The sequence below is a fragment of the Idiomarina zobellii genome (assembly GCF_900100855.1).
GTDB lineage: Bacteria > Pseudomonadota > Gammaproteobacteria > Enterobacterales > Alteromonadaceae > Idiomarina > Idiomarina zobellii.
Window position 1 is genome coordinate 1 of record NZ_FNCB01000005.1, and the last position, 20,177, is coordinate 20,177.

The 20,177-nt window shown below is 47.5% G+C and carries 21 protein-coding genes and 2 pseudogenes; 9 read left to right on the top strand and 14 right to left on the bottom strand.

Annotation, left to right across the window (positions count from 1 at the left end; translation table 11 throughout):
- Positions 1-481, bottom strand: a pseudogene (locus tag BLT32_RS06215) (IS21 family transposase); the annotation flags it as partial.
- 222 nt (positions 482-703) lie between these two features.
- On the opposite strand from BLT32_RS06215, the gene BLT32_RS06220 reads away from it, so the two are divergent.
- Together BLT32_RS06220 and yiaY are read left to right on the top strand one after the other, a co-directional pair.
- Positions 704-1,897, top strand: coding sequence for a TonB-dependent siderophore receptor (locus tag BLT32_RS06220; RefSeq protein WP_235443969.1), 1,194 nt, complete (start codon positions 704-706; stop codon positions 1,895-1,897).
- Between the two features lie 192 nt (positions 1,898-2,089).
- Positions 2,090-3,238, top strand: a complete 1,149-nt coding sequence (yiaY, locus tag BLT32_RS06225) for an L-threonine dehydrogenase (protein WP_053953417.1) — start codon at positions 2,090-2,092, stop codon at positions 3,236-3,238.
- 16 nt (positions 3,239-3,254) lie between these two features.
- Here yiaY and BLT32_RS06230 read toward each other — a convergent pair whose 3' ends face one another.
- Positions 3,255-3,671, bottom strand: a complete 417-nt coding sequence (locus BLT32_RS06230; protein ID WP_053953416.1) for a hypothetical protein — start codon at positions 3,669-3,671, stop codon at positions 3,255-3,257.
- Positions 3,672-3,764: 93 nt separating this feature from the next.
- Here BLT32_RS06230 and BLT32_RS06235 point away from each other — a divergent pair, with 93 nt between their 5' ends.
- Together BLT32_RS06235 and BLT32_RS06240 are read left to right on the top strand one after the other, a co-directional pair.
- Complete coding sequence (locus tag BLT32_RS06235) at positions 3,765-4,373, top strand: superoxide dismutase (protein WP_053953415.1); 609 nt, start codon at positions 3,765-3,767, stop codon at positions 4,371-4,373.
- Entirely contained in the window at positions 4,357-5,253 is an 897-nt protein-coding gene (locus BLT32_RS06240; RefSeq protein ID WP_235443968.1) for a ZIP family metal transporter, read from the top strand. Before BLT32_RS06235 ends, BLT32_RS06240 begins: the two co-directional genes overlap by 17 nt.
- An 88-nt stretch (positions 5,254-5,341) precedes the next feature.
- Here the strand turns inward: BLT32_RS06240 and BLT32_RS06245 are convergent, their stop codons facing one another.
- The gene (locus tag BLT32_RS06245) at positions 5,342-5,662 is read right to left on the bottom strand and encodes a hypothetical protein (RefSeq protein WP_053953414.1); all 321 of its coding nucleotides are present in this window, start codon (positions 5,660-5,662) and stop codon (positions 5,342-5,344) included.
- A gap of 509 nt (positions 5,663-6,171) precedes the next feature.
- On the opposite strand from BLT32_RS06245, the pseudogene BLT32_RS06250 reads away from it, so the two are divergent.
- Positions 6,172-7,209: pseudogene (locus BLT32_RS06250) on the top strand (IS110 family RNA-guided transposase).
- Positions 7,210-7,617: 408 nt separating this feature from the next.
- On the opposite strand, the gene BLT32_RS06255 reads toward BLT32_RS06250, so the two are convergent.
- Positions 7,618-8,865, bottom strand: a complete 1,248-nt coding sequence (locus BLT32_RS06255; protein WP_053953413.1) for an ATP-binding protein — start codon at positions 8,863-8,865, stop codon at positions 7,618-7,620.
- 445 nt (positions 8,866-9,310) lie between these two features.
- Here BLT32_RS06255 and BLT32_RS06260 point away from each other — a divergent pair, with 445 nt between their 5' ends.
- From BLT32_RS06260 to BLT32_RS06275, 4 genes are all read left to right on the top strand, one after another.
- The gene (locus BLT32_RS06260) at positions 9,311-9,838 is read left to right on the top strand and encodes a hypothetical protein (RefSeq protein WP_053953412.1); all 528 of its coding nucleotides are present in this window, start codon (positions 9,311-9,313) and stop codon (positions 9,836-9,838) included.
- Positions 9,825-10,076: a hypothetical protein gene (locus tag BLT32_RS06265; protein WP_053953411.1), complete on the top strand. Its 252-nt coding sequence runs from the start codon at positions 9,825-9,827 to the stop codon at positions 10,074-10,076. Before BLT32_RS06260 ends, BLT32_RS06265 begins: the two co-directional genes overlap by 14 nt.
- 68 nt (positions 10,077-10,144) lie before the next feature.
- Entirely contained in the window at positions 10,145-10,765 is a 621-nt protein-coding gene (gene lepB / locus BLT32_RS06270) for a signal peptidase I (RefSeq protein WP_074668919.1), read from the top strand.
- A gap of 200 nt (positions 10,766-10,965) precedes the next feature.
- Positions 10,966-12,210, top strand: a complete 1,245-nt coding sequence (locus tag BLT32_RS06275; RefSeq protein ID WP_053953409.1) for a M1 aminopeptidase family protein — start codon at positions 10,966-10,968, stop codon at positions 12,208-12,210.
- Between the two features lie 81 nt (positions 12,211-12,291).
- Here BLT32_RS06275 and BLT32_RS06280 read toward each other — a convergent pair whose 3' ends face one another.
- The 10 genes from BLT32_RS06280 to aroK form a co-directional block, all read right to left on the bottom strand.
- The gene (locus BLT32_RS06280; RefSeq protein WP_053953408.1) at positions 12,292-12,594 is read right to left on the bottom strand and encodes a type II toxin-antitoxin system RelE/ParE family toxin; all 303 of its coding nucleotides are present in this window, start codon (positions 12,592-12,594) and stop codon (positions 12,292-12,294) included.
- Positions 12,591-12,872 (bottom strand): type II toxin-antitoxin system Phd/YefM family antitoxin, encoded by a 282-nt coding sequence (locus tag BLT32_RS06285; RefSeq protein WP_053953407.1) that lies wholly within the window; start codon positions 12,870-12,872, stop codon positions 12,591-12,593. The genes BLT32_RS06280 and BLT32_RS06285 overlap by 4 nt, the downstream gene beginning before the upstream one ends.
- Before the next feature lie 122 nt (positions 12,873-12,994).
- On the bottom strand, positions 12,995-14,176 hold the full coding sequence (locus BLT32_RS06290; RefSeq protein WP_053953406.1) for a BaiN/RdsA family NAD(P)/FAD-dependent oxidoreductase: 1,182 nt from the start codon (positions 14,174-14,176) through the stop codon (positions 12,995-12,997).
- Positions 14,176-14,667, bottom strand: a complete 492-nt coding sequence (locus tag BLT32_RS06295; protein ID WP_053953405.1) for a peroxiredoxin — start codon at positions 14,665-14,667, stop codon at positions 14,176-14,178. The genes BLT32_RS06290 and BLT32_RS06295 overlap by 1 nt, the downstream gene beginning before the upstream one ends.
- Positions 14,651-15,442 (bottom strand): class I SAM-dependent methyltransferase, encoded by a 792-nt coding sequence (locus BLT32_RS06300; protein ID WP_082343196.1) that lies wholly within the window; start codon positions 15,440-15,442, stop codon positions 14,651-14,653. The genes BLT32_RS06295 and BLT32_RS06300 overlap by 17 nt, the downstream gene beginning before the upstream one ends.
- Positions 15,439-15,891: a GNAT family N-acetyltransferase gene (locus BLT32_RS06305; protein ID WP_053953404.1), complete on the bottom strand. Its 453-nt coding sequence runs from the start codon at positions 15,889-15,891 to the stop codon at positions 15,439-15,441. The genes BLT32_RS06300 and BLT32_RS06305 overlap by 4 nt, the downstream gene beginning before the upstream one ends.
- Positions 15,888-16,760 (bottom strand): Dam family site-specific DNA-(adenine-N6)-methyltransferase, encoded by an 873-nt coding sequence (locus BLT32_RS06310; protein WP_053953403.1) that lies wholly within the window; start codon positions 16,758-16,760, stop codon positions 15,888-15,890. Before BLT32_RS06310 ends, BLT32_RS06305 begins: the two co-directional genes overlap by 4 nt.
- Before the next feature lie 69 nt (positions 16,761-16,829).
- Complete coding sequence (locus BLT32_RS06315) at positions 16,830-18,416, bottom strand: AAA family ATPase (protein WP_053953402.1); 1,587 nt, start codon at positions 18,414-18,416, stop codon at positions 16,830-16,832.
- A 46-nt stretch (positions 18,417-18,462) separates the two neighbouring features.
- On the bottom strand, positions 18,463-19,536 hold the full coding sequence (gene aroB / locus BLT32_RS06320; protein WP_053953401.1) for a 3-dehydroquinate synthase: 1,074 nt from the start codon (positions 19,534-19,536) through the stop codon (positions 18,463-18,465).
- 18 nt (positions 19,537-19,554) lie between these two features.
- Positions 19,555-20,088: a shikimate kinase AroK gene (gene aroK / locus BLT32_RS06325; protein WP_053953400.1), complete on the bottom strand. Its 534-nt coding sequence runs from the start codon at positions 20,086-20,088 to the stop codon at positions 19,555-19,557.
- Positions 20,089-20,177 lie beyond the last annotated feature (89 nt).

Here is a 20,177-nt window from a genome sequence, read left to right on the forward strand (position 1 = left end):
TCACCGGTATCGGGATTGAGGATAGGCACTGTCGGGCCGCAGTAATCGATAAACAGCTTATCGCGGCAAGGTGTAATTGTCGCATGCTGCGCTTTTGGATCTTGCGCCAACTGCGATAGTGCTCACAGAACTGCGTGTAACCATAGGCAGTGGCTGAGTCCTTTTCGCGGTACTCGCGCCACAACAGTAGCTTTGTCATGCCTTTACGCTTGAGCTCTTGATGCATTTCATAAAAGTCTGGCTGGCGTTTAGCTCGGGACACATTCCGGCCTTTGTAAACACCCGCTTCAAGCTCTGTGTCACTGAACTCCTCAGGCAGCGGCCAGGTGAGTTCACTGGCAGCAAAGCGCGATAAAATCTCGCTAACGGTAGCGGGGCCGACAGATAAGCATTTACTGATGTCTCTCAAACTGAGCCCGGCATCAAACCGAAGTCTCAGGATGTCTTTTATCTTACTCATTTGGGTTCTCTTTCTAGCCATGGTCAGCCATTCCTCAATGCAGTTGCGTTGAGTTGAGCTTACCAGTTGATTTAGTTAGAAAAAGAACGGTATTTCGGCATTCCGATCACCGATTTCGGCAATCCGAACAGTGATTTCGGAAAAAGGCTAAAAGTGATCGGATAAAACCGAAACAGGTGATCGGTTTAAACCGAAATGGGTGATCGGATTGAACCGAAATGAGTGTTCGGATTCATCCGAAACATGCAAATGTATGTAACCGGATTTCTTGATCGGGACACTGGCCTCGGACTTGGAGCCAGCCCCAGCTCGACCAGAGGTGACTGGAATCAGTATACCCTGGACTTTAGGCTAAGTGGTCCGTTTGAGCTTTTAGGACGCCAACATCAAATGGTTGTTGGCTGGAACAGTAACCTTGAAGAAAATGACCGAAGCAGACGACCTTCGCTTTCAGCAATTGAGCCGTGGAGCTTTTACGAATGGGATTCTGTCCCTGAACCAGAATTTGCATCGGCATCTGACTATATCTGGGGCTGGGAAACCAAACAAAGTGGATTTTACAGTGGTGCGCAATTTGACGTAGCGGAGCCTTTGTCACTAATTGTAGGACTTCGCACCAGTTCATGGTCGCATGAAGAGTACAACTACACTCCCGAGGCTATGAGCTCCCCTATCATCGCGGTGGATGAATCTGACTCGGGTGTTATTACCCCATACGCAGGCATTGTTTACGACATTAATGAAAATTTCTCTACCTACGCAAGCCTGACCGATATCTACAACATTCAAACTCAAAAAGATCGGAATGGTAATTTGCTTGACCCAGTGCACGGCGAAAACTATGAAATAGGTCTAAAAGGTGAATTCTTTAACCAACGACTGAATTTTTCAACCGCTGTATTTCAGGTTAAACAAAAGAATGTCGCTATTCCGGATATTGAAGTTATTGTTAACGGTCAGCCAGAACAAAGCTATAAAGCTGAAGACGGCGTAGAAACAAAAGGTTATGAAGCTGAACTCTCAGGTGAACTTATGACCGGACTTCAAGTTTACGCCGGTTATACACACCGGGTAGCCCGCAACAATGAAGGTGAAAAAGTCAGCCGACAGGCGCCGGAAGATATGGTAAGAATAACCAGTTCTTATAGCTTTGCAGAGAATTTGCCGGGATTCACTCTGGGTGGCGGACTTCGCTGGCAGAGTGAAGTATTTCCTTCAAGAAACCAAGGTGTGGGCCCTAATGGTGAAATTCCCCGTCAGGAAAGTTATACGGTTGCCGACCTGTTTGCCCGCTATCAAATCTCTGACAGCCTTACTGCGTCATTAAATATTAACAACCTTTTTGATAAGAATTACTTTGAAAGTGTAGGCGTGTACAACTACGGCTCTTATGGCGAACCACGTAATATCAGTGCCAGTGTGCGCTGGGACTTTTAAGATATTGTCGACCTTTATTATCTAAACAATGGATATAGCCCCGCTACTACCTATGGTAGCAGGGCTATATGTAGACTCTCTGGTGTGCTGATTTTATCTTTACGCCAAATCATTGATTCAGATCAAGCTATTCAGCGAAACAAAGGAATACAATAATAGAATATAAATTCACTGACAGAAAAGGCTAATGCCATGAGCAGTACTTTTTATATTCCAGCGGTCAATATTATCGGCGAGAATGCCCTTAAAGATGCGGCCACGCAAATTGATAACTATGGCTTTAAAAAAGCCTTGATAGTCACCGACCCCGGCATGACCAAACTGGGCGTTACTGCCGAAATCGAAGCCCTGCTCAAAGAGCATGGAATAGAAAGTCTGGTTTACGATGGCGTACAACCCAACCCGACAGTGACGAACGTTAAAGCCGGGCTAGATGTTCTGCAGAAGCATCAATGCGATTGTGTTATTTCACTAGGTGGAGGTTCAGCTCACGACTGCGCCAAAGGCATAGCCCTGGTTGCCACTAATGGCGGGCATATTGGCGACTATGAGGGTGTTGATGTCTCGAAAAAGCCACAACTGCCACTCATTAGTATTAATACCACCGCAGGCACAGCGTCTGAAATGACCCGTTTCTGCATCATTACCGACCCGGAACGCCATATTAAAATGGCAATTGTCGACCAAAACGTGACACCTATTCTGTCTGTTAACGATCCGAGGTTAATGGTCGGCATGCCTGCCAACTTGACTGCAGCAACGGGTATGGATGCTCTGACCCATGCCGTTGAAGCCTTTGTATCTACCGATGCTACGCCGATTACCGATGCCTGTGCCATAAAAGCCATAGAGATTATCCGGGACAATCTTCACGAAGCGGTTCATAACGGAACGAATATGGAAGCTCGTGAACAAATGGCTTACGCACAGTTCCTGGCGGGTATGGCATTTAACAATGCATCTCTGGGTTATGTACATGCCATGGCGCACCAACTCGGCGGATTCTACGACTTGCCGCACGGTGTCTGCAACGCGGTTTTATTGCCTCATGTGCAACGCTACAACAGTCAGGTTGTCGCACCCCGCCTGAAAGACATTGGTAAAGCACTGGGCGCAGAAGTACAGGGATTAACAGACAAAGAAGGTGCTGACGCTGCTATTGCCGCCATTGTCGAACTGTCTCAAAGCGTTAATATTCCGGCTGGCCTGGAAGAACTGGGGGCAAAAGAAGAGGACTTTAGTACATTGGCAGACAATGCGATGAAAGACGCTTGTGGCCTGACTAATCCAATTCAACCCAGTCACGAAGACGTTGTTGCTATTTTTAAAGCGGCTTTTTAACCGGAGTCACCGAAACTTAACTGCTCAGGATTGGGCCACCTATGGAGGTGGCTTGATCCTCAATACTCTTGTGCATAAACATAAGCTGGCGCAACTTGCAGGCTTCGCGAAGCAGAGCTATAGCGGCCGGATGATCTGACGAAAGCGTATTCTGTAGCTGCTGAAAATGATGTAATGTCCTACTTAACAGAGAAATGCCGCAATTCACGCGATTTTGACGATGATATGTCTCAGACAAATTCTGCACCGCAATTGACAGGCAAATAATAACCTCGCCAGCCTGCTCATGCTGGTGTTTCAGAATATCACTCAAATGTTCCCGTAGCAGGAGAATGCTATTCATATAGTAATGATTGGCATTTTGCCATTGCCCCTGCTCAAACTCATAATTACCCATACGCTGTAACACTTTCCAATTCTGAATGAGTTCCATAGCAACCTCCTGTGTTGTTCATCAGCATGCATTGCAATTTAAATAAATGCAAATGATAATAATTATCGTTACATTAACTATCAGGAGTTAACTATGTCATTTGAATTACCTGCGTTACCCTATACTTACGATGCCCTTGAACCGCATGTCGATGCCATGACAATGGAAATTCACCATCAGCGACATCACCAGACCTATGTCAACGGTCTGAACAATGCACTGGCTGGCAGTCGTTACGAAAAATGGGACTTGTCTGAACTGTTACGACAGATTCAGAGTATACCTAGTAATATGCAATCGGCTGTGCGTAACCATGGCGGTGGTCATGCTAACCACTCATTGTTCTGGCAAGTTATGTCACCTCAAGGCGGTGGCGAGCCAACGGGCAAACTGGCTAAAGCCATAGAGAATGACATTGGTGGCTTTCAGAATTTCAAAGAGCAATTCACTCAGGCAGCGGTCAGTCGGATTGGTAGCGGCTGGGCCTGGTTAGTGCTTAATGCTAACGGGCAACTCGAAATAACCAGTACAGCCAATCAGGATAGTCCTTTAATGGATGGACTGACTCCCATACTAGGATTGGATGTATGGGAACACGCATACTATTTAAAGTATCAGAACAAACGTGCAGACTATATTGCAGCATTTTATGAAGTGATTCACTGGCCGGAAGTTGCCAGACGTTTTGAGGAGAATAAATGAAGGTAATGGAGTTATTTCAACCTGGCTGGCGACTTGGAAGCAAGCTGCTTGCCTGGTGCTGGGCGCGGGCTATGGTCTGTATCAGCTCATTCTCCTAATGCAGTATCAAGACCATGTACGCTACGCCTTTTATGCAGGAATGATGGCTGCCGGTGCAACCGCTTTAGGCACTCTTCCGGCTCTGTTCTCCAATCAGTTATCTAGTCGTTTACATGCTGCAATGCTGGGATTTGGCGCTGGTGTCATGCTGGCGGCCAGTATTTTTTCTCTCATTATACCGGCGTTAAACTTGTTTGAAGCGGCAGCACAAACGGCTTGGCAAGGCCCGCTTAAAGTAGCTGCCGCTATTCTCCGGGGCTCTTTTTTGATGATGGCTCTGGAGCGCAGTGTACCGCATGAGCACTTTATTAAAGGTACTGAAGGGCATCAGGCACTGATATTGAAACGCAGTTGGTTGTTTGTCATTGCCATTATACTGCACAACATTCCCGAGGGGCTCGCAATTGGTGTAGCTTATGCAGGCGAGGATACCGTTGGAGCGTCGACTCTTGCAACCGGTATTTCTGTACAAGACATACCGGAAGGTTTTGTCGTAGCCATGGCCTTACTGGCTGCCGGTTATAGCCGTAGACTTTCTATTGGAGTAGGTATGCTATCGGGGCTAGTAGAGCCTTTAATGGCTGTTATTGGTGCCATTGCATTGAGCAACTCAGCAGTGCTGCCCTGGGGGCTGGCTATGGCCGCGGGCGCTATGCTGTTCGTCATCAGTCATGAAATGATTCCCGAATCACACAGAAAAGGCCACGAAATGTCCGCAACGAACGGCCTTATGCTGGGTTTCGTGCTGATGTTTGTACTGGATACCGCTTTGGGTAGTTAGCGCTCAGCTTGTCGAACTTCAACGCGATCAATCAGCCAATCTTCATTCTCGGCCGGTACAGCTGTTATTTCTTCGCTATGCACGTGTTTTATTTATTAAGTAACCACATGACAAAGGCGTACAAGTTGGAAAGGAGATAAAGAGCGCACAAAAACAACGCCACAGAATAAACTGAAAACAGTACCACTTTGGGTACTGTCTCCCTGGCTAGCCAAAGGAAGCCTGATGCAGCCAACCAACAAGGCAATGCCGCAATCAATGCTAAAACTACAACCTGCATATATTCATGGCGATACTTAGCAGCGGGGTTAGCGTAATACCCGAATGTGTATTTGCCGGCAACGCCGAGAAAAAAGAGCCCGCCTACAGCAGCCAAGAAAGCCAGAATCATCCATATTTTCGAGAACATGAGTTATTCCTTTAACTACAATAATTAACATCGCCGATAATCAAGAGTACCTGTTTTGGTGAGGGAATACATACTTATCAGCTTAAAGACGTAGCAAGCTCTGTTAGTATCGTTTTTCTTTAAATAGACTGCTTTCGAACAAAGCGACACATACCTTTCCCGAGATTTTCGCCGTCTCGCGCAATAAACCCATAGTTCTGATAAAAGCCTCTTTTCCTTTAGCTGCGAGTAGACCGACCGTTGAACCCTCGGGACATGCATTACTTAAATAGTTTTTTCATTGTGTGACTCTGGTCGCCCCTGTCAGCAAGGAACTGTCTAACGACATTCCCATACTGACAGGGTAAGTATATTCAACTATTGGAACTCATTATTTTCAGACAAGCTCTCTGTAACAAATAGCTCTACTAGTACTGTAAGCAATGGGATGGACTCCTCCTCACCTCACCGGCATCGATGTGCCAAAATGGTGAGTGAGTCAAACATCACTGAGATGAGGAGAAGCCCAAATGAATATTATCCGTGTTGGAGTCGATATTGCCAAATCAGTTTTTCACGTCCACGGTGTAGATCGCTATGGAAAAACTGTATGGCAGGCCAAGTATACTCGCACAAAATGGTTAAACGCGCTGAGTCGCAAGGTCCCGGCAGGCTGTCCAGTCGGTATGGAAGCGTGTGCATCAGCCCATCATTGGGGACGAGAGCTCCAGAAGCTTGGCTATCATGTTCGTCTGGTTCCTGCTCAGTTTGTTAAACCTTACGTAAAGAGCAATAAGAACGACAAAGTTGATGCTGAAGCGATTTGTGAGGCAATGAGCCGACCCAACATGCGCTTTGTAGTCCTCAAAACAGCAGAGCAGCAAGATATCCAGGCTGCTCATCGCATACGCGAAGAATTGGTGGGGCAACGTACCGCCAAAGCTAACCAGATCCGCGGTTTGGTAGGCGAATATGGTGTTATTTCGCCAGTTGGCATCCATTAACTGAGAAGGGCTTTACAAAAATGGCTTGAGGATGCTGAAAACGGGCTGAGTGATACTTTCCGCACGCTTCTTAATAGTTTGGCGGAGGATCTTCGTTACCTCGATGACCGCATCAAAAGTCTTGATGAGAAAATTACTGAGAATGTCCAAAAGGCTCCCGTCGCGCGTCGCTTGATGACGTTGCGTGGCGTTGGGCCATTAACCGCAAGTGCACTTTCCGGGGCGCTGGGTGACGGAAAAGCTTTTCGAAAAGGACGTGATTTTGCAGCGTCTTTAGGATTAACACCCAGACAGCACAGCACCGGCGGCCGGGAGCGATTACTCGGAATTAGCAAGCGCGGTGACGGCTACCTCCGCAAGTTGCTTGTCCATGGTGCACGAGCGGTACTACGCCATGTTGATAGAAAAAGTGATGGGCTGAGTCATTGGTTAAAATGTCTGGTCAACCGTAAGCACATTAACGTAGCGACCGTTGCGTTGGCTAACAAAACGGCCCGAATTGCCTGGGCGTTAGTCGCCAATGAAACGGCTTATGATGAAACACTTGCAGCTGCAAGTAGATAATCTGATGCTCAAGTAACAAACAAATTTTAACAGGATAAACTCAACACCACGATTGCAAAGCTTTTGCTTGATGGCGAAACAGGTCGAACCGGCACTGAGAAACTCCTTATGTGACGAAGAGCCTTGAGCTCGTGTAAGCGTTTGGAAATCAGTGCGCGAATAGCCCATTAAGGTCCGATGCCTACCGATGCGGCATCTTTTTAGAGACCGAATACACGTAGGCAGTCGTACCTACTCGCAATTAAACAAAATGCTTGCAAAAGAGGGGGGTCCATACACGTCGCATAAACCACACAACCGGCCAAGATAATTGTCGCTGAGATGATTTCGGTTTAATCCGATCACCGCTTGCGGTCTACCCGAACAGTCCTTTTTAGGTCAGTTTTGCCAGCCTGATTCTTAGAAGGGTTACATCAGGTGAGATATTGGAACGGCATAGAGTTTTTCGCCAAAAGGTAGTACCTGTTCGCCATCATAAAACACCACGCCACCAGCAAAGTCCCCCTTACAGGCTTCTTTCAATTTAACCATACCTTTAAAGTCTGACTGCTTAACTGTCGCTGCCGCCTTTACCTCGATACCCGCTTTTAAACGTCCCTTCTCAATAACAATATCAACTTCTACTTTGTCCTTGTTTCTAAAGTGGTAGAACCTCAGGTCCTCATCATACCAACCGGCATGTTTTCTAAGCTCCTGATAAATGAAGGTTTCCAACAATTGTCCAAGTAGTTCTTTATCCTTCCAAAGCTCATCCGCATTGACACCCAGCAATGAGCTAACAAGCCCTGTATCAGACAAATGTAGCTTTGGTGTCTTTATAAGTCGACTAAGTCGATTGCTGTGCCAGGGAGCAAGCTCCTCTATAAGAAATATTTGTTCAAGTAATGCAAGGTACTCGCGAACAGTCGGACGACTAATCGAAAATGGAGATGCCAGTTCGCTGGAGTTAAATAGCCGACCGGTCTGAGACGCTGCGAGAGCGAGCAACTTGGGGAGCACATTGGCATTTTTTATATTGGCTAAATCTTTAATATCTCGTTGCAAAATGGTCTTAATATAATCTCGATACCATGCGTTTCTTCGTTTAGCGCTACTTCGGTTAACGGCTGCCGGATAACCTCCCTGCACTAAAATATCCGCTAAAGAGCGTCCCAGAGCATTTTTTTTCTGACTCGTACCAGCACCCGTCAGCAGGTTATCGGAAAAAAGCGAAGTCAGAAAGTTAGGAGTCCTGTCTGTCATTTCACATTGAGCCAGAGGCCGCAGGTGTATAATCTCCATACGACCAGCAAGGGAGTCAGACAATTGGGGTAAGAGCAGAACATTGGCTGACCCAGTCAAAATAAACCGACCAGGTATTCTATTAGCGTCTACGCTGTCCTTTAATGAGAGAAAAAGCTCAGGAACACGTTGAATTTCGTCTAAGATGGTTTTCTCTGGCAAACTCCTGACAAAACCAACAGGGTCGGCTTTTACTGCAGCCAATTGGTTTTCGTCATCAAAGGTAATGTAGGTATAGCCGAGTAATTCACCGACAGACTTAGCAAGGGTTGTTTTGCCGCATTGCCGCGAACCATGTATTAATACGACCGGCGTATCGTCAATAGCTTCGAGCAGATTTTGCTTTGTATTTCGCGGGAATAAGTTATCGGCCATCTACTGAATCCTTCGCCAAAATTTCGTCCAATTGTAACCTAGCTCGCGTCCATTTGAAAGCAAACGCCCGTCCAATTGAAAGTTCTAATGTGCAGATTGCTTTTCAAACGTGTGATTTGGGGACTCGGAACGACCGATTTGTAGATAAGCGTAACGATGCTCTCTTTGGAGTTCCCAGGCTTTACTAGTCACTTTTAACTCTTGAAAACCCTTGTTTTCAAGAGTAAACACCAAATCACCCAAACAGCGAAATGGTTTTTGATGCCTCCCCACAGCTTGAATTGACAACCCCAACTTTTTAAGAGTAATATTTCTTCTCCGCTGGGTTTGCGGGCCAGCCGCGGTGGCAAAAAACCTGTAAACTGTTTACTAAATTCTTTAATAAAAGCATTAGCTGTTGAGCGGCTCAACGTACGCGTGCTTATTTTTTAAGGAATTGATGTAAATGACAAAATCAAACCAACCCTTAGTCATGGATCGTCTTTTACAAGTAAAAAAAGACATCGGTGAAATTTCAAGAGAAATCCAAGAGCGTCATAACTTTCAGTACATCAAAGCTCGAGAGTTTGCACTTGCTGTGCTCGGTTTTCAAAGCAGCTATCAATTTGACCGCTGGTTTCAAAGCGAATGGAATAGACTCGAGTATTTATCAACCCACGAAAGACGATTAAACACTATGTGTCATGATGAGCCGCTTGACGACGAGCCAGTCTATATATTTGAACTTTACCCAGACTATCGCGCTTACGACTTAAAGACAGGAGAGCTTGAGCAGCTTGATATCTTACGGCACGAAGTTGCAATCGATGGGCTCAGGTTCAATTTCAACCAATTTAGATTGGAGAGCGTCGTCACTGATTTGATTCCGATATGTAGTATTTGGGCTGGAGATATGGATGATCTTGAAAAGCCTTACGAGAAACGAATTCCTCATTGCTTACCGAGCAATGAGTCAACTAGTGGCAAAGTATGAGCCTGAGTTACTTGATGATCAGGAACTGATGCCACCTGATTATCAAGCAAGGCTCCGCAAGGGGGTTGTCGGCTTCAAAATTCTTGTTGACGATATCCACGCCAAGGAAAAGCTGGGGCAGCATCGAAAAACCGATGACCAAGAAGGAGTGTTCTCCGCACTTCGGCAAAGCGCTCCTCCCGATGCGGTGGCTTTGTCGGGTTATATGAAAAAGCGAAAGCTTGGCGTTGGTAGTTAACCAAATTCACTACAACCGCTCAGCTTGTGCTATATATTTAGCCCGATACAGAAAAGGACTGTATGGCAATGACATTTAGTAAGTTTTTAAAGATCACCGCTTTCGCAGTTTTAATCCTGGGGCTATGTTCTGCTTATGTTCGAGCCTTTACCGTTGCGGGGCCGTCAATGAGCCCAACGCTCTTTTATGGTGACCTCGTCTTATCCAACCATGCAGCTTACGACTTCCGGTTGCCTTATATGGACAAGGTTTTGATTGAAGTCAGCGATCCGCAACGTGGTGATGTAATCACGTATTTTGATGTATCGAAAAATGTCATAGCAATTAAACGGATCATTGGAGTGCCCGGAGACACAGTGCAAATGAAAAATAACACTCTTTACGTCAATGGTGCTGAAGCTACTCAACGTATCGTATCCCAAGAAATTTTTGATGATATTTTTCTCCGAGATACTCCCGAGCAACTGGTTGTAAAGGAAACATTAGGAGGTGCGGAGCATTTGATTACCTACACTCCAGAAAATAGCCCGGTTCGCAGCTTTGAAGAAATAACAGTCACTGAAGGTAATTACTTTATTTTGGGTGATCACAGAGACAATAGTGCAGACTCGCGCTACATCGGCTTTATTCCCAGAGACCAAATTAAAGGGAGAGTTTTTAGAGGCATGAGAACACTAGATTCATTTTGATTCCTTGGATTTGAGGATGAAAAATCCGCTGCTCGCTCATTGCGGACATTTCAACGCGGCTCTTCAAACATCAGAAAAGTTCTACGATTTCAGACGACTTAGTTAATTCGAAAAACATTTAGCAACATTTCCGCACTGGATTTTGGCTTACTGAATGGTACGGTTAACAGTAGTTTAATAGGGACATTAAGAGATCAAGCATGAAATATCTACTAATTGCTGTTACGACGTACCTTTTAAGTTTTACCGCTATGGCATCGGATGCCGTTGAATATCGTACAGAGCTGACTTTTTCACTCGAAAGCTCAGCGTTAAACGCGGTAACTGAGATGCAAATACCAAAGAAGTACAGGAGTAGCGGTACTGTTGCCTTATTTCTGAATAAAGACTTTTCGGTAGAGTCTGTTACTGGGCAGCACATCGAGAGCTTTGAGGTAAAGCAATCGAAGAAGGTGCCTGTTTGGAATGAAGTGATAATTGAGTTTAGTTCGTCAGCTCAAGCAAACAATAAAGCTATACGCATTAAATATGCAGGCACTATTGATAATAACGCTCAGCACGGAAATTTCATTACCTCAAATCAAGTTCACCTGAGTATTGATTCGGCGTGGCATCCGGTATTCAGTGACTTTTCAACGCCAATTATAGGAACTGTTAGCGTCGAATTGGATGACGACTGGGAAGTGTTTGGTCCGGGAAGTGTGACCAGCAGTGGAAACAATTATCAGGTGATAAGTACAGAGCCAACAATCGACGTATCGCTTTATGCAGTGAAAAAGCCGACCAGCATTTATAGCGATGGCTTTACGGTTGTCCACGATGACGTTAACGCCGAGAGGGCAGAATTCGTATTAAATGCAGGTCGCCAATGTTTTGAAAAAATGAACGAGCGTTTTGGGAGGCAGAAACAGCTAAAAGCCGCTCAGGTAGTTCTTCTTGAACGCCCAGGCCCTAGCTTCGCGAGAGGAAACTATATTTCATTAAATTCTCAAACTTTGGGCTCTAAGGTCCATACGCATCAATACTTATGCCACGAAATAGCGCATAACTGGACAAACTTCACAAGCGCCATGTCGCATGACTACTGGATGATTGAATCGTTCGCTGAATACATTTCGGCCAGAGAGGTGGCACGTATTTATGGTGAAGAAGAATTTCAAAATATCGTGGAAAAATGGCAAGCGCGGGCGAAAGGCGAAGCGTTTATTTGGCGCGAAGATACTGCTCGCAGAGCGTCGCACAAAGTTAATTATGGTCTCGGCCCTATCGCTTTAATGAAGTTACAGGAAAAGCTGGGAGAAACTGCTTTTGATGAACTCATTGACTGGTATATGACCAGTGACGTAACCGAGACAGAAGCGCTAATTACAAAAGTGGGAACCTTTGCTGGTGCTGATACCAAGCGTTGGTTTAGCGCTTTATTAGCTGGCAAACATTCGGAATGAATTACTGAAATAATGGTAATTTGTAGTACGGTGGAAATATGGAATCAAAAGCGTTAACCATAATGTTTTTTATTGGGGGGGCTATGTTTCCTCATCACCAAACTCGGACATTCGCAATAACTGACTACTATGCCTTACTGTCAGAATATCTATTTGGCCTCTGACGCTGTAAATGATCCTATAGGCTCCAAATATAACTTCCCTGATGCGACGTCCTCCTACTTCAGGAACGACGCGCCCACTTTCAGGGAAGTCTGATAGCCGCTCCACAATGTCAAACAAACCTTCAACCCACTCAACAGCAGCGCTGGGTTTATCTTCCGCAATATACTGAGATATCTGTTCAACACGCTCTAAGGCAAGGGGAGACCAATTAACCCTCATTGTGCAAGCCTGCTCAGAACTCGTGATTTTGCCTCCTCATGAGAAATACCCTCCCCATTGGCCAGCTGCTCTTCAGCTTTATAAACCTCTTCCAACAGCTCTAGCCGTTCTTGCATCTTTTCGTATTCTTGGACGTCCACCAGCACAACAACGCCACGGCCTCTCTGAGTTAACACCATAGGGCGGCGGGTTTCATGTATCTGTTTTACAAATGATGCTACGCCCGCTCGAAATTCGGAAAGAGGGCGGATATCTTCATCGACGCGAACTCTTGTCATGGGAATCTCCTAAGTACATTTAGTTGTACTTTTAAGTGTACGCCGATGGTTTGGCGTTGGCAAGCAGGGTCTATGAGACATAACCTCTATATATTGTGCGTAAACACATTATATAGATTTAGCTAAACCTCCGACCCACAAGCAAACCCACTGCTCCAAGCCCATTGAAAATTAAAGCCTCCCAGCCAGCCGGTTACGTCCAGCACTTCGCCAATGAAGTACAGACCGGGTTGCTTCTGGCTTTCCATGGTTTTAGAGCTGATTTCGTCGACGTTTACGCCGCCTAGGGTAACTTCGGCGGTGCGATAGCCTTCGGTGCCGTTGGGTTTGAGCTGCCAGCGGTTAAGGTTGTCGGCTATGGTCTGGAACTGTGCGTTCGAGGTATCGGCCAGTTTGTTGCTTAACGGCCATTGGTGGTGCTCGGCTAATGCGGTAACCACGCGTTTGGGGAAGTGCGCTTGTAAAACGGTGTTGAGCTGGCTTTTAGGTTGTTGCTGCTGTTGTGTTTTCAGCCATTCGTAAGCGTCTAAATCGGGCAGCAGATTAATGGTCACGGCTTCGCCGGGCTGCCAGTAGGACGACACCTGCAAAATTGCGGGGCCGCTGACGCCTCGGTGCGTAAACAGCATGGCTTCACGGAAATAGCCGTCGTTAGCCTCTGCGGTTACTGGTAAAGCAACGCCTGAAAGCTCGGCAAAGCGTTCTTTGTCTTCTTCTTGCAGGGTAAATGGCACTAAGCCAGCGCGTACCGGCACAATGGAGTGCCCAAACTGCTCGGCAATTTGGTAGCCCAGAGGCGTAGCGCCCAATTTAGGCATGGAGAGCCCGCCACAGGCAACCACCAGTTTGTCGCTGCGGTATTCACCACGGCTGGTGTCTATGCAATACCCGTCGTCAAAGTCCACCGACATAATCTCTGTACGTAACTGTACTCGCGCGCCGTAGCGGTCGCACTCGCTCATTAGCATGCGCACAATGTCTTTGGCGGAGTCGTCGCAAAACAGCTGGCCTAAGGTTTTCTCATGGTAGGGAATGCCGTACTCAGCTACTAACCCAATAAAGTCCCATTGGGTGTAGCGGCTAAGCGCGGACTTACAAAAATGCGGGTTGGATGACAAAAAGTTATCGGGGCCTGCGTACATATTGGTGAAATTACAGCGGCCGCCGCCAGATATCAGTATCTTTTTCCCTGCCTGCTTGGCGTGATCAAGCACTAATACCGACTTACCGCGTTTAGCCGCGTGCGCAGCGCAGTGAAGTCCTGCTGCGCCGGCACCAATAACAATGACATCCCAGTTCGACATTACTTTTGCAATTGCTCCAAAATGTATTCCGCTTTGCTGACTTCAAAGGCTTTTTCGTCTTCAACGTACAAGCCTTTAACGGTGCCGTCGGTAATGATCATGGCATAGCGTTTTGAGCGAATACCGCCAAAGTTGCCAGTGTCCATTGCCAGGCCCAGCATTTGGTTGTAAGCGCCGTTACCGTCTGACAATAACCGAACTTTTTCTCCGATCCCTAACGACTCGCCCCAGGCTTTCATCACAAAAGCGTCATTTACGGCCACGCAGTTAATGCTTAAAACACCCGCTTCTTCAAGTGCTTCTGCGTGTTCGACATAGCCGGGTAAGTGTTTTTCCGAACAGGTCGGAGTAAAAGCGCCGGGTACGGAGAACAATATGTGGGTGCCCTTAGCAAATATCTCTGCCGGGTCGTAATTTTGAATGCCAAGTTCACCTTTGCTGGTCAGTGAACCGGATGGAATTTTATCGCCTTCTTTAATTTGCTGACTCATTGAAACCTCGTTTTATGTAAACATCAAAGCGATGCTTTTTACTCTTAATTTGGCTGTTTGGTTCACGCTCTGCCAGAAAAGGTGCGCTGTTCGGGCGCTTAACCACCACCCGGAACTTCGCATGAGCAAGTGCAGGCTCCAGTAGCGAATCAGCGTCGTTGTCGCTGCCAACCAGCTGTTGGAACATTTGCATGTCTTTTTTCACCTGCGCTTTTTGCTTGCCGGTTTTTGGGTACATTGGGTCTAAATACACCACGTCAGGCTCGTGGGTGAAGCCTCTGCCGGTGTATAAGTTGTCAGTGCCTATTAGGTGCATTCGCTGACAGGCTTCGCCAATATCGTCGGCTTCTAACTGAGCTCTGTGCAGGCCGTTATCGAGCAGCGCCGCGACCACTGGGTGACGTTCTATAAGCTGCACGTCACAGCCCAGCCCGGCCAATACAAAAGCGTCTCGGCTAAGGCCGGCAGTGCCGTCAACCACCGACGGTTTAAACTGTCCGGTGACACCCACTGCCTTGGCTATGGCTTCGTTTTTTAATTGCGTGTTCTGCGCACGGTACGCTGCTTTTCCCTGATGAAAATCGACCACTAACGGTGACATTTTTTGTGGGCTTTGCAGCCAGTGCAGGGCTAACACGCCTTCATTCAGCCACAGCTGAAAAGCGTCGTTGTCTCTGGCTTCTGACGGGAGCCCCCAACGTTCGGCAATAGTTTTTGCGGCAACGATGTCAGTATCGCTGCTTGCAAGCACCGGAACCCGATCTGTGACGGTCACTGGGCCGCCTTACGTTGCATATCAATGTGTGGAATGTCGTCTTCCAGATATTCTTCGCTAATCGGCTCAAAACCGAAGCTTTTATAAAAGTCGAGCAGATAAACCTGAGCACCCACACGAATAGGCGCCTGAGGTGCGTACTTCTCAAGATAGTCGATGCTGCGTTGCATAAGCTCAATGCCAAGCTTTTGGCGGCGCACTTTCTCGTGGGTTAATACGCGGCCAATGCGCGAGTAGCCAGTGTCTGCGGTGGCCTGGTAAAGTCGTGCGTAGGCAATCATTTCACCGGCGCTGTTGCGGGCGTACAAATGTAAAGCCTGCTCATCGGCGCCGTCGGCGTCAAGATACGGACAGGTTTGCTCCACAACGAAAACTTCTTGTCGAAGTTTCAGTAAGTCGTAGAGATCGTGCAGCGAAAGATCGTTAAATGCTTTTAAGTGCCAGTTCATGTGCCTACTTTCTTCAGTTTTTTATTAATAGATACGACATTGCTTGCGGCTGAATCCGTATTATAGAGCGCAAGCAGTTCGGTAACGGGCTTACGGCCGTCACCCTTTTGACTAATACTGCGTGACACCGACAAGCTGCTGATATCCGCTTGTTTGTAGAGAGCCCGCGTTAGTTCAGTATCGTGATTGCTAATAAGCACCGGTATGTCTCTTTTCTTGGCCACTTGCGCCGCCCGGCGCGCGAGTTCGTGTTGGTCAGTTAGGCCAAAGCCGCCGGTCGCGTAGCTGGTGAAGTTAGACGCTTGTACCAATGGCGCATACGGTGGGTCGCAATAAATAACGTCCCCCTGGCGTGCGCGGCGAAAAACTTGCTCAAACGGCCGGCAAATAAACTTGGCTTTGCGGGCTTTTTCGGCAAAATGCTCGAGCTCTTTTTCCGGAAAGTACGGTTTTCGGTAGTCGCCAAAAGGAACGTTAAAAATGCCTTTGCTGTTGTAGCGGCATAAGCCGTTATAACCATGTCGGTTCATATACAAAAACAGCAAAGAACGATAATAGGGGTCACTACTCGCATTAAACGCAGCGCGCAGCGCGTAGTAAGCGTCGGGCTGGTTATTGCGGTCAACGAAAAGCTTGCGGGCGTCCTGAATAAAGGTTTTAGGGCGACGCTTCACAAACTGATACAGGGTAATTAGGTCCTGGTTAATGTCGTTCAGCAGGTAACTGTCATAGTCCGTGTTCAGAAACACGGAGCCAGCACCCACGAAGGGCTCAATGAGCTTTTTACCGTGCGGCAAGCGTGCTGATATTGGCTCGATAAGTGAGTACTTACCGCCTGCCCATTTTAAAAATGCCCGATTCTTCTTCATGCGCCGGCCGTTGGTTGATCCTCAACGGATTGTAACCCAAAGGCCGGGGGATGAAAATTGCTGTGAGTATTAACGTCCCTGAATGTCGGCATGAACGCTGGCAAATGACTTAGCCCAGGGCTCCATTTGTTGAACTGCTTGCGGCAGTTCGCTGGCGGCATTGCGTGCCTGTTCAATGCTATTGTGGCTACCAAAAATAATGACATAGCGGTTATCGGCGCGCTGGTATACCTGCGTATTGTCAGTTAAGCCGTAGTCCTGGCGAAAATCTGACAGCAGCTGCGTGTCACTGATAATACTAATTTGTAAGGTGTAACTGTCGGTCGGCTGACTCAGTGCCCATTCGGTATTAAACGGTAATTCCTGAGTCTGTGCCGTTTGAGTTGTCGCCGGTTCCGCTTGGGCGGGCTGGCTTGCTTCGGTTGTCGTTGCGGCGGCTTCTGTATTTTCATTTGACTCAGCAACCACGGTGTCTACCGGCGCAGCCTCTTTCGGTTGTTGCTCTTTAATGAAACCAACGCTGATATCACCTTCTGTAATTTCAGCGGCGGCTTTGTTATTTAGCGTACCCAACGAAGCTCGATACGACGATGCCAGCTCTTCAGGAACAAGCTCTAATGAACGTTCGTTAATAGGCTCAAAGGTGGGTAACTCGGTTGTTTGTGGCTCTTCTGCCTGAGCCGTAGCAGGCTCTCTCTCACCCTCGCTGGCTTGTGCGGATGCTGCATCAGTTGCTTCTCGCGACGGCTCTGCTTGAGCTGGGCTGGCGGCTGAGCTGTTGAACTGCTCCCATAACGGCAGTAACTGGTCTTTATTCAGATAGCCAGCGACCGCGGTGCTGATAAGTGCAGCAATTAAAATAAGAGGCCACAGCTTCATTTTTGAAGGTGTCTTCTCCGTCTCCAACTCGGACGCACTTGTCGGCGCACTTTGCTCTTGTTCTGTCGGCGATGAGTCACGGTAGCGCGCCGCCTGAGTGGTTAAAGTCAGTTGCAGGCGTTGCTGAATTTCGCCGGGGTAGCCGTTAATCGAGTTTAAAAACTGCTGAATGCGCTCTAAGTTCCAGAAGCTACGTTGCTTTTCTGGTAATAGCGCTTGTACAAAACGTATTTGCTCTTCATGGCTAAACGGCTGCACTTCAACCATAGCAGGGCCTTGCACGCGAAGGTGTGGTGCCGGACGTTGCTGCTGTGCCCAACGCGAACTACCGGCAACGATAATGCTGGTGCGTTGGCCAATGGCGCTGAGTTGTGAAACTGTTGATATGCACTCGGCCAGAAAACTTTCAGACAGGTATTCGCCGTTGTCTATCACAATAATGGCGTGGTTCAGGGGGCGTTGGCGCTGAATTTGGCGGCTGAGTGACTCGTCACTAATGCTGATAGTACCAAACAGCTGATTCAGGATTTGCGCCCGCAGACGGTCGTTGGTTGAACGCTCGTTGGCTGAAATGAAAGCGACTTCTGCATAGTCTGACGCTTGCTCCAGAAAAAGCTCTGCAACGGTTGTTTTACCGCTACCTTCAGCGCCGTGCAGCATAATTAAAGACACACTTTGCTGGCATTGTTGATGAAGTTGATCAATCGCCTGCTGCTGGCTCGGTTTATTTTTTACCGGTGCGGCAACAATGTGTTGTGTGGTCGCAAGTGCTTGCATCGTTTCGTTCCTGTCTGTTTAGCCGAATAGAGATAACGCAGGTGCGTTAGCAACATTCAGTGATCACAGCAGCAACGGTGGTGTGCTCTATATCTTTGACAACGTCTGCCTGGCCAATGGCGGTAGGCAATACAAAATGCAGCTGGTCGTCTTTGACCTTTTTGTCACGCTGCATGTACTCCAACCACGACTCCCACGGCATGTCCGGGCAACGGGTTGGCAGTTCAAACGCTGTCAGCAGCTCTTTAATTCGTCGGAAATCTGACGCCGATAGCCGCTGAGTCACTTCTGACAGCTTAGATGCAATTATGATGCCAGCAGAAACGGCTTCGCCATGTGTCCATTCGCCGTAGGTTGTGGCAGCTTCAATAGCATGTCCAAAGGTGTGACCGAGGTTCAGCAGCGCCCGTAAACCTTTTTCGCGCTCATCTTTAGCCACGACATCGGCTTTTATTTCACAGCTGCGCTTTATGGCATAGGTTAAGGCATCAGGATCTTGCTGTTTTAACTCTGCGGCGTGGTGCTCCAGCCAATGGAAAAAGTCGGCGTCATAAATAATGCCGTACTTAACAATTTCCGCCAGGCCACTGCGAAAGTCTCGTTCGGTTAAGGTTTGCAGGCAGTCGATATCGATAGTGACCGACTTAGGTTGGTAAAACGCACCAATAAGGTTTTTACCGTGAGGATGGTTTACCGCGGTTTTCCCGCCCACCGAAGAGTCCACTTGCGACAACAAGGTTGTCGGTATTTGATAAAAATCGACGCCACGTTGGAAAGTCGCGGCCACAAAGCCTGCTAAGTCGCCAACCACACCTCCGCCTAAGGCAATAATGCCGCAGTCGCGGTTGTAGCCTTTACTGATTAACCGGTCCATTATTTCAGCGTAACTGTCGAGGTTCTTAAACTGCTCGCCGTCGCGCATTTCAAAAAAGTCGACATGGTGGTCGGTTAGCACGTTCAGCAAGGGCTTAAGATAGTACTGGCTCACCGTTGGATTGGTGATAATAAACAGCTGTTTATTGAGTTTATGGGCGTTGGTTGTGCGGAAGTTGGCAAGTTGTTCGTTGCCAATATGGATAGTGTAGCTGCGTTCGCCTAATGAGACTTGAACCTCGGCCATGAACGCAGCTCCTTTGTTTTATCCCAGCCCGTTAATGGTATCGAGCTGATCAATAATGTCATTGACGACAAATTTTGCACTTTGGTCGTCAGTTTGTACGGTAATGTCCGCAATTTCTTCGTACAGCGGATTACGCACATCCGCAAGCTCTTCTAATACTTCACGTGGGTCGTCGGCTTCTGCAATAAGAGGACGACGTTTATCACGCTGGGTACGTGCTAATTGCTTCTCAATAGGGGTTTTTAAATAAACCACAATACCCCGGGCTGATAAACGGTTACGGCTTTCTTTGCTCATTACCGAGCCACCACCGGTCGCAAGCACTATGCCCATTTTCTCAGTGAGTTCTTCTATGACTTTCTCTTCACGTGCGCGGAAGCCTTCTTCACCTTCCAGCTCAAACACCCAGCTGATATCCGCACCGGTACGGCGCTCTATCTCTGAATCAGAGTCATAAAAGTCTAAATGTAATTGTCTGGCGATTTGACGGCCAATCGTACTTTTGCCAGCCCCCATGGGCCCAACAAGAAAAATATTACGTTTCTCAGCCATATTCCTGCTTACATCATTGGTTAAAATTAGCTGTAACTCACGAATCCGGAGTGTCTGGAGAATCTCCCAACCCAACGAAAAGAAGCGGG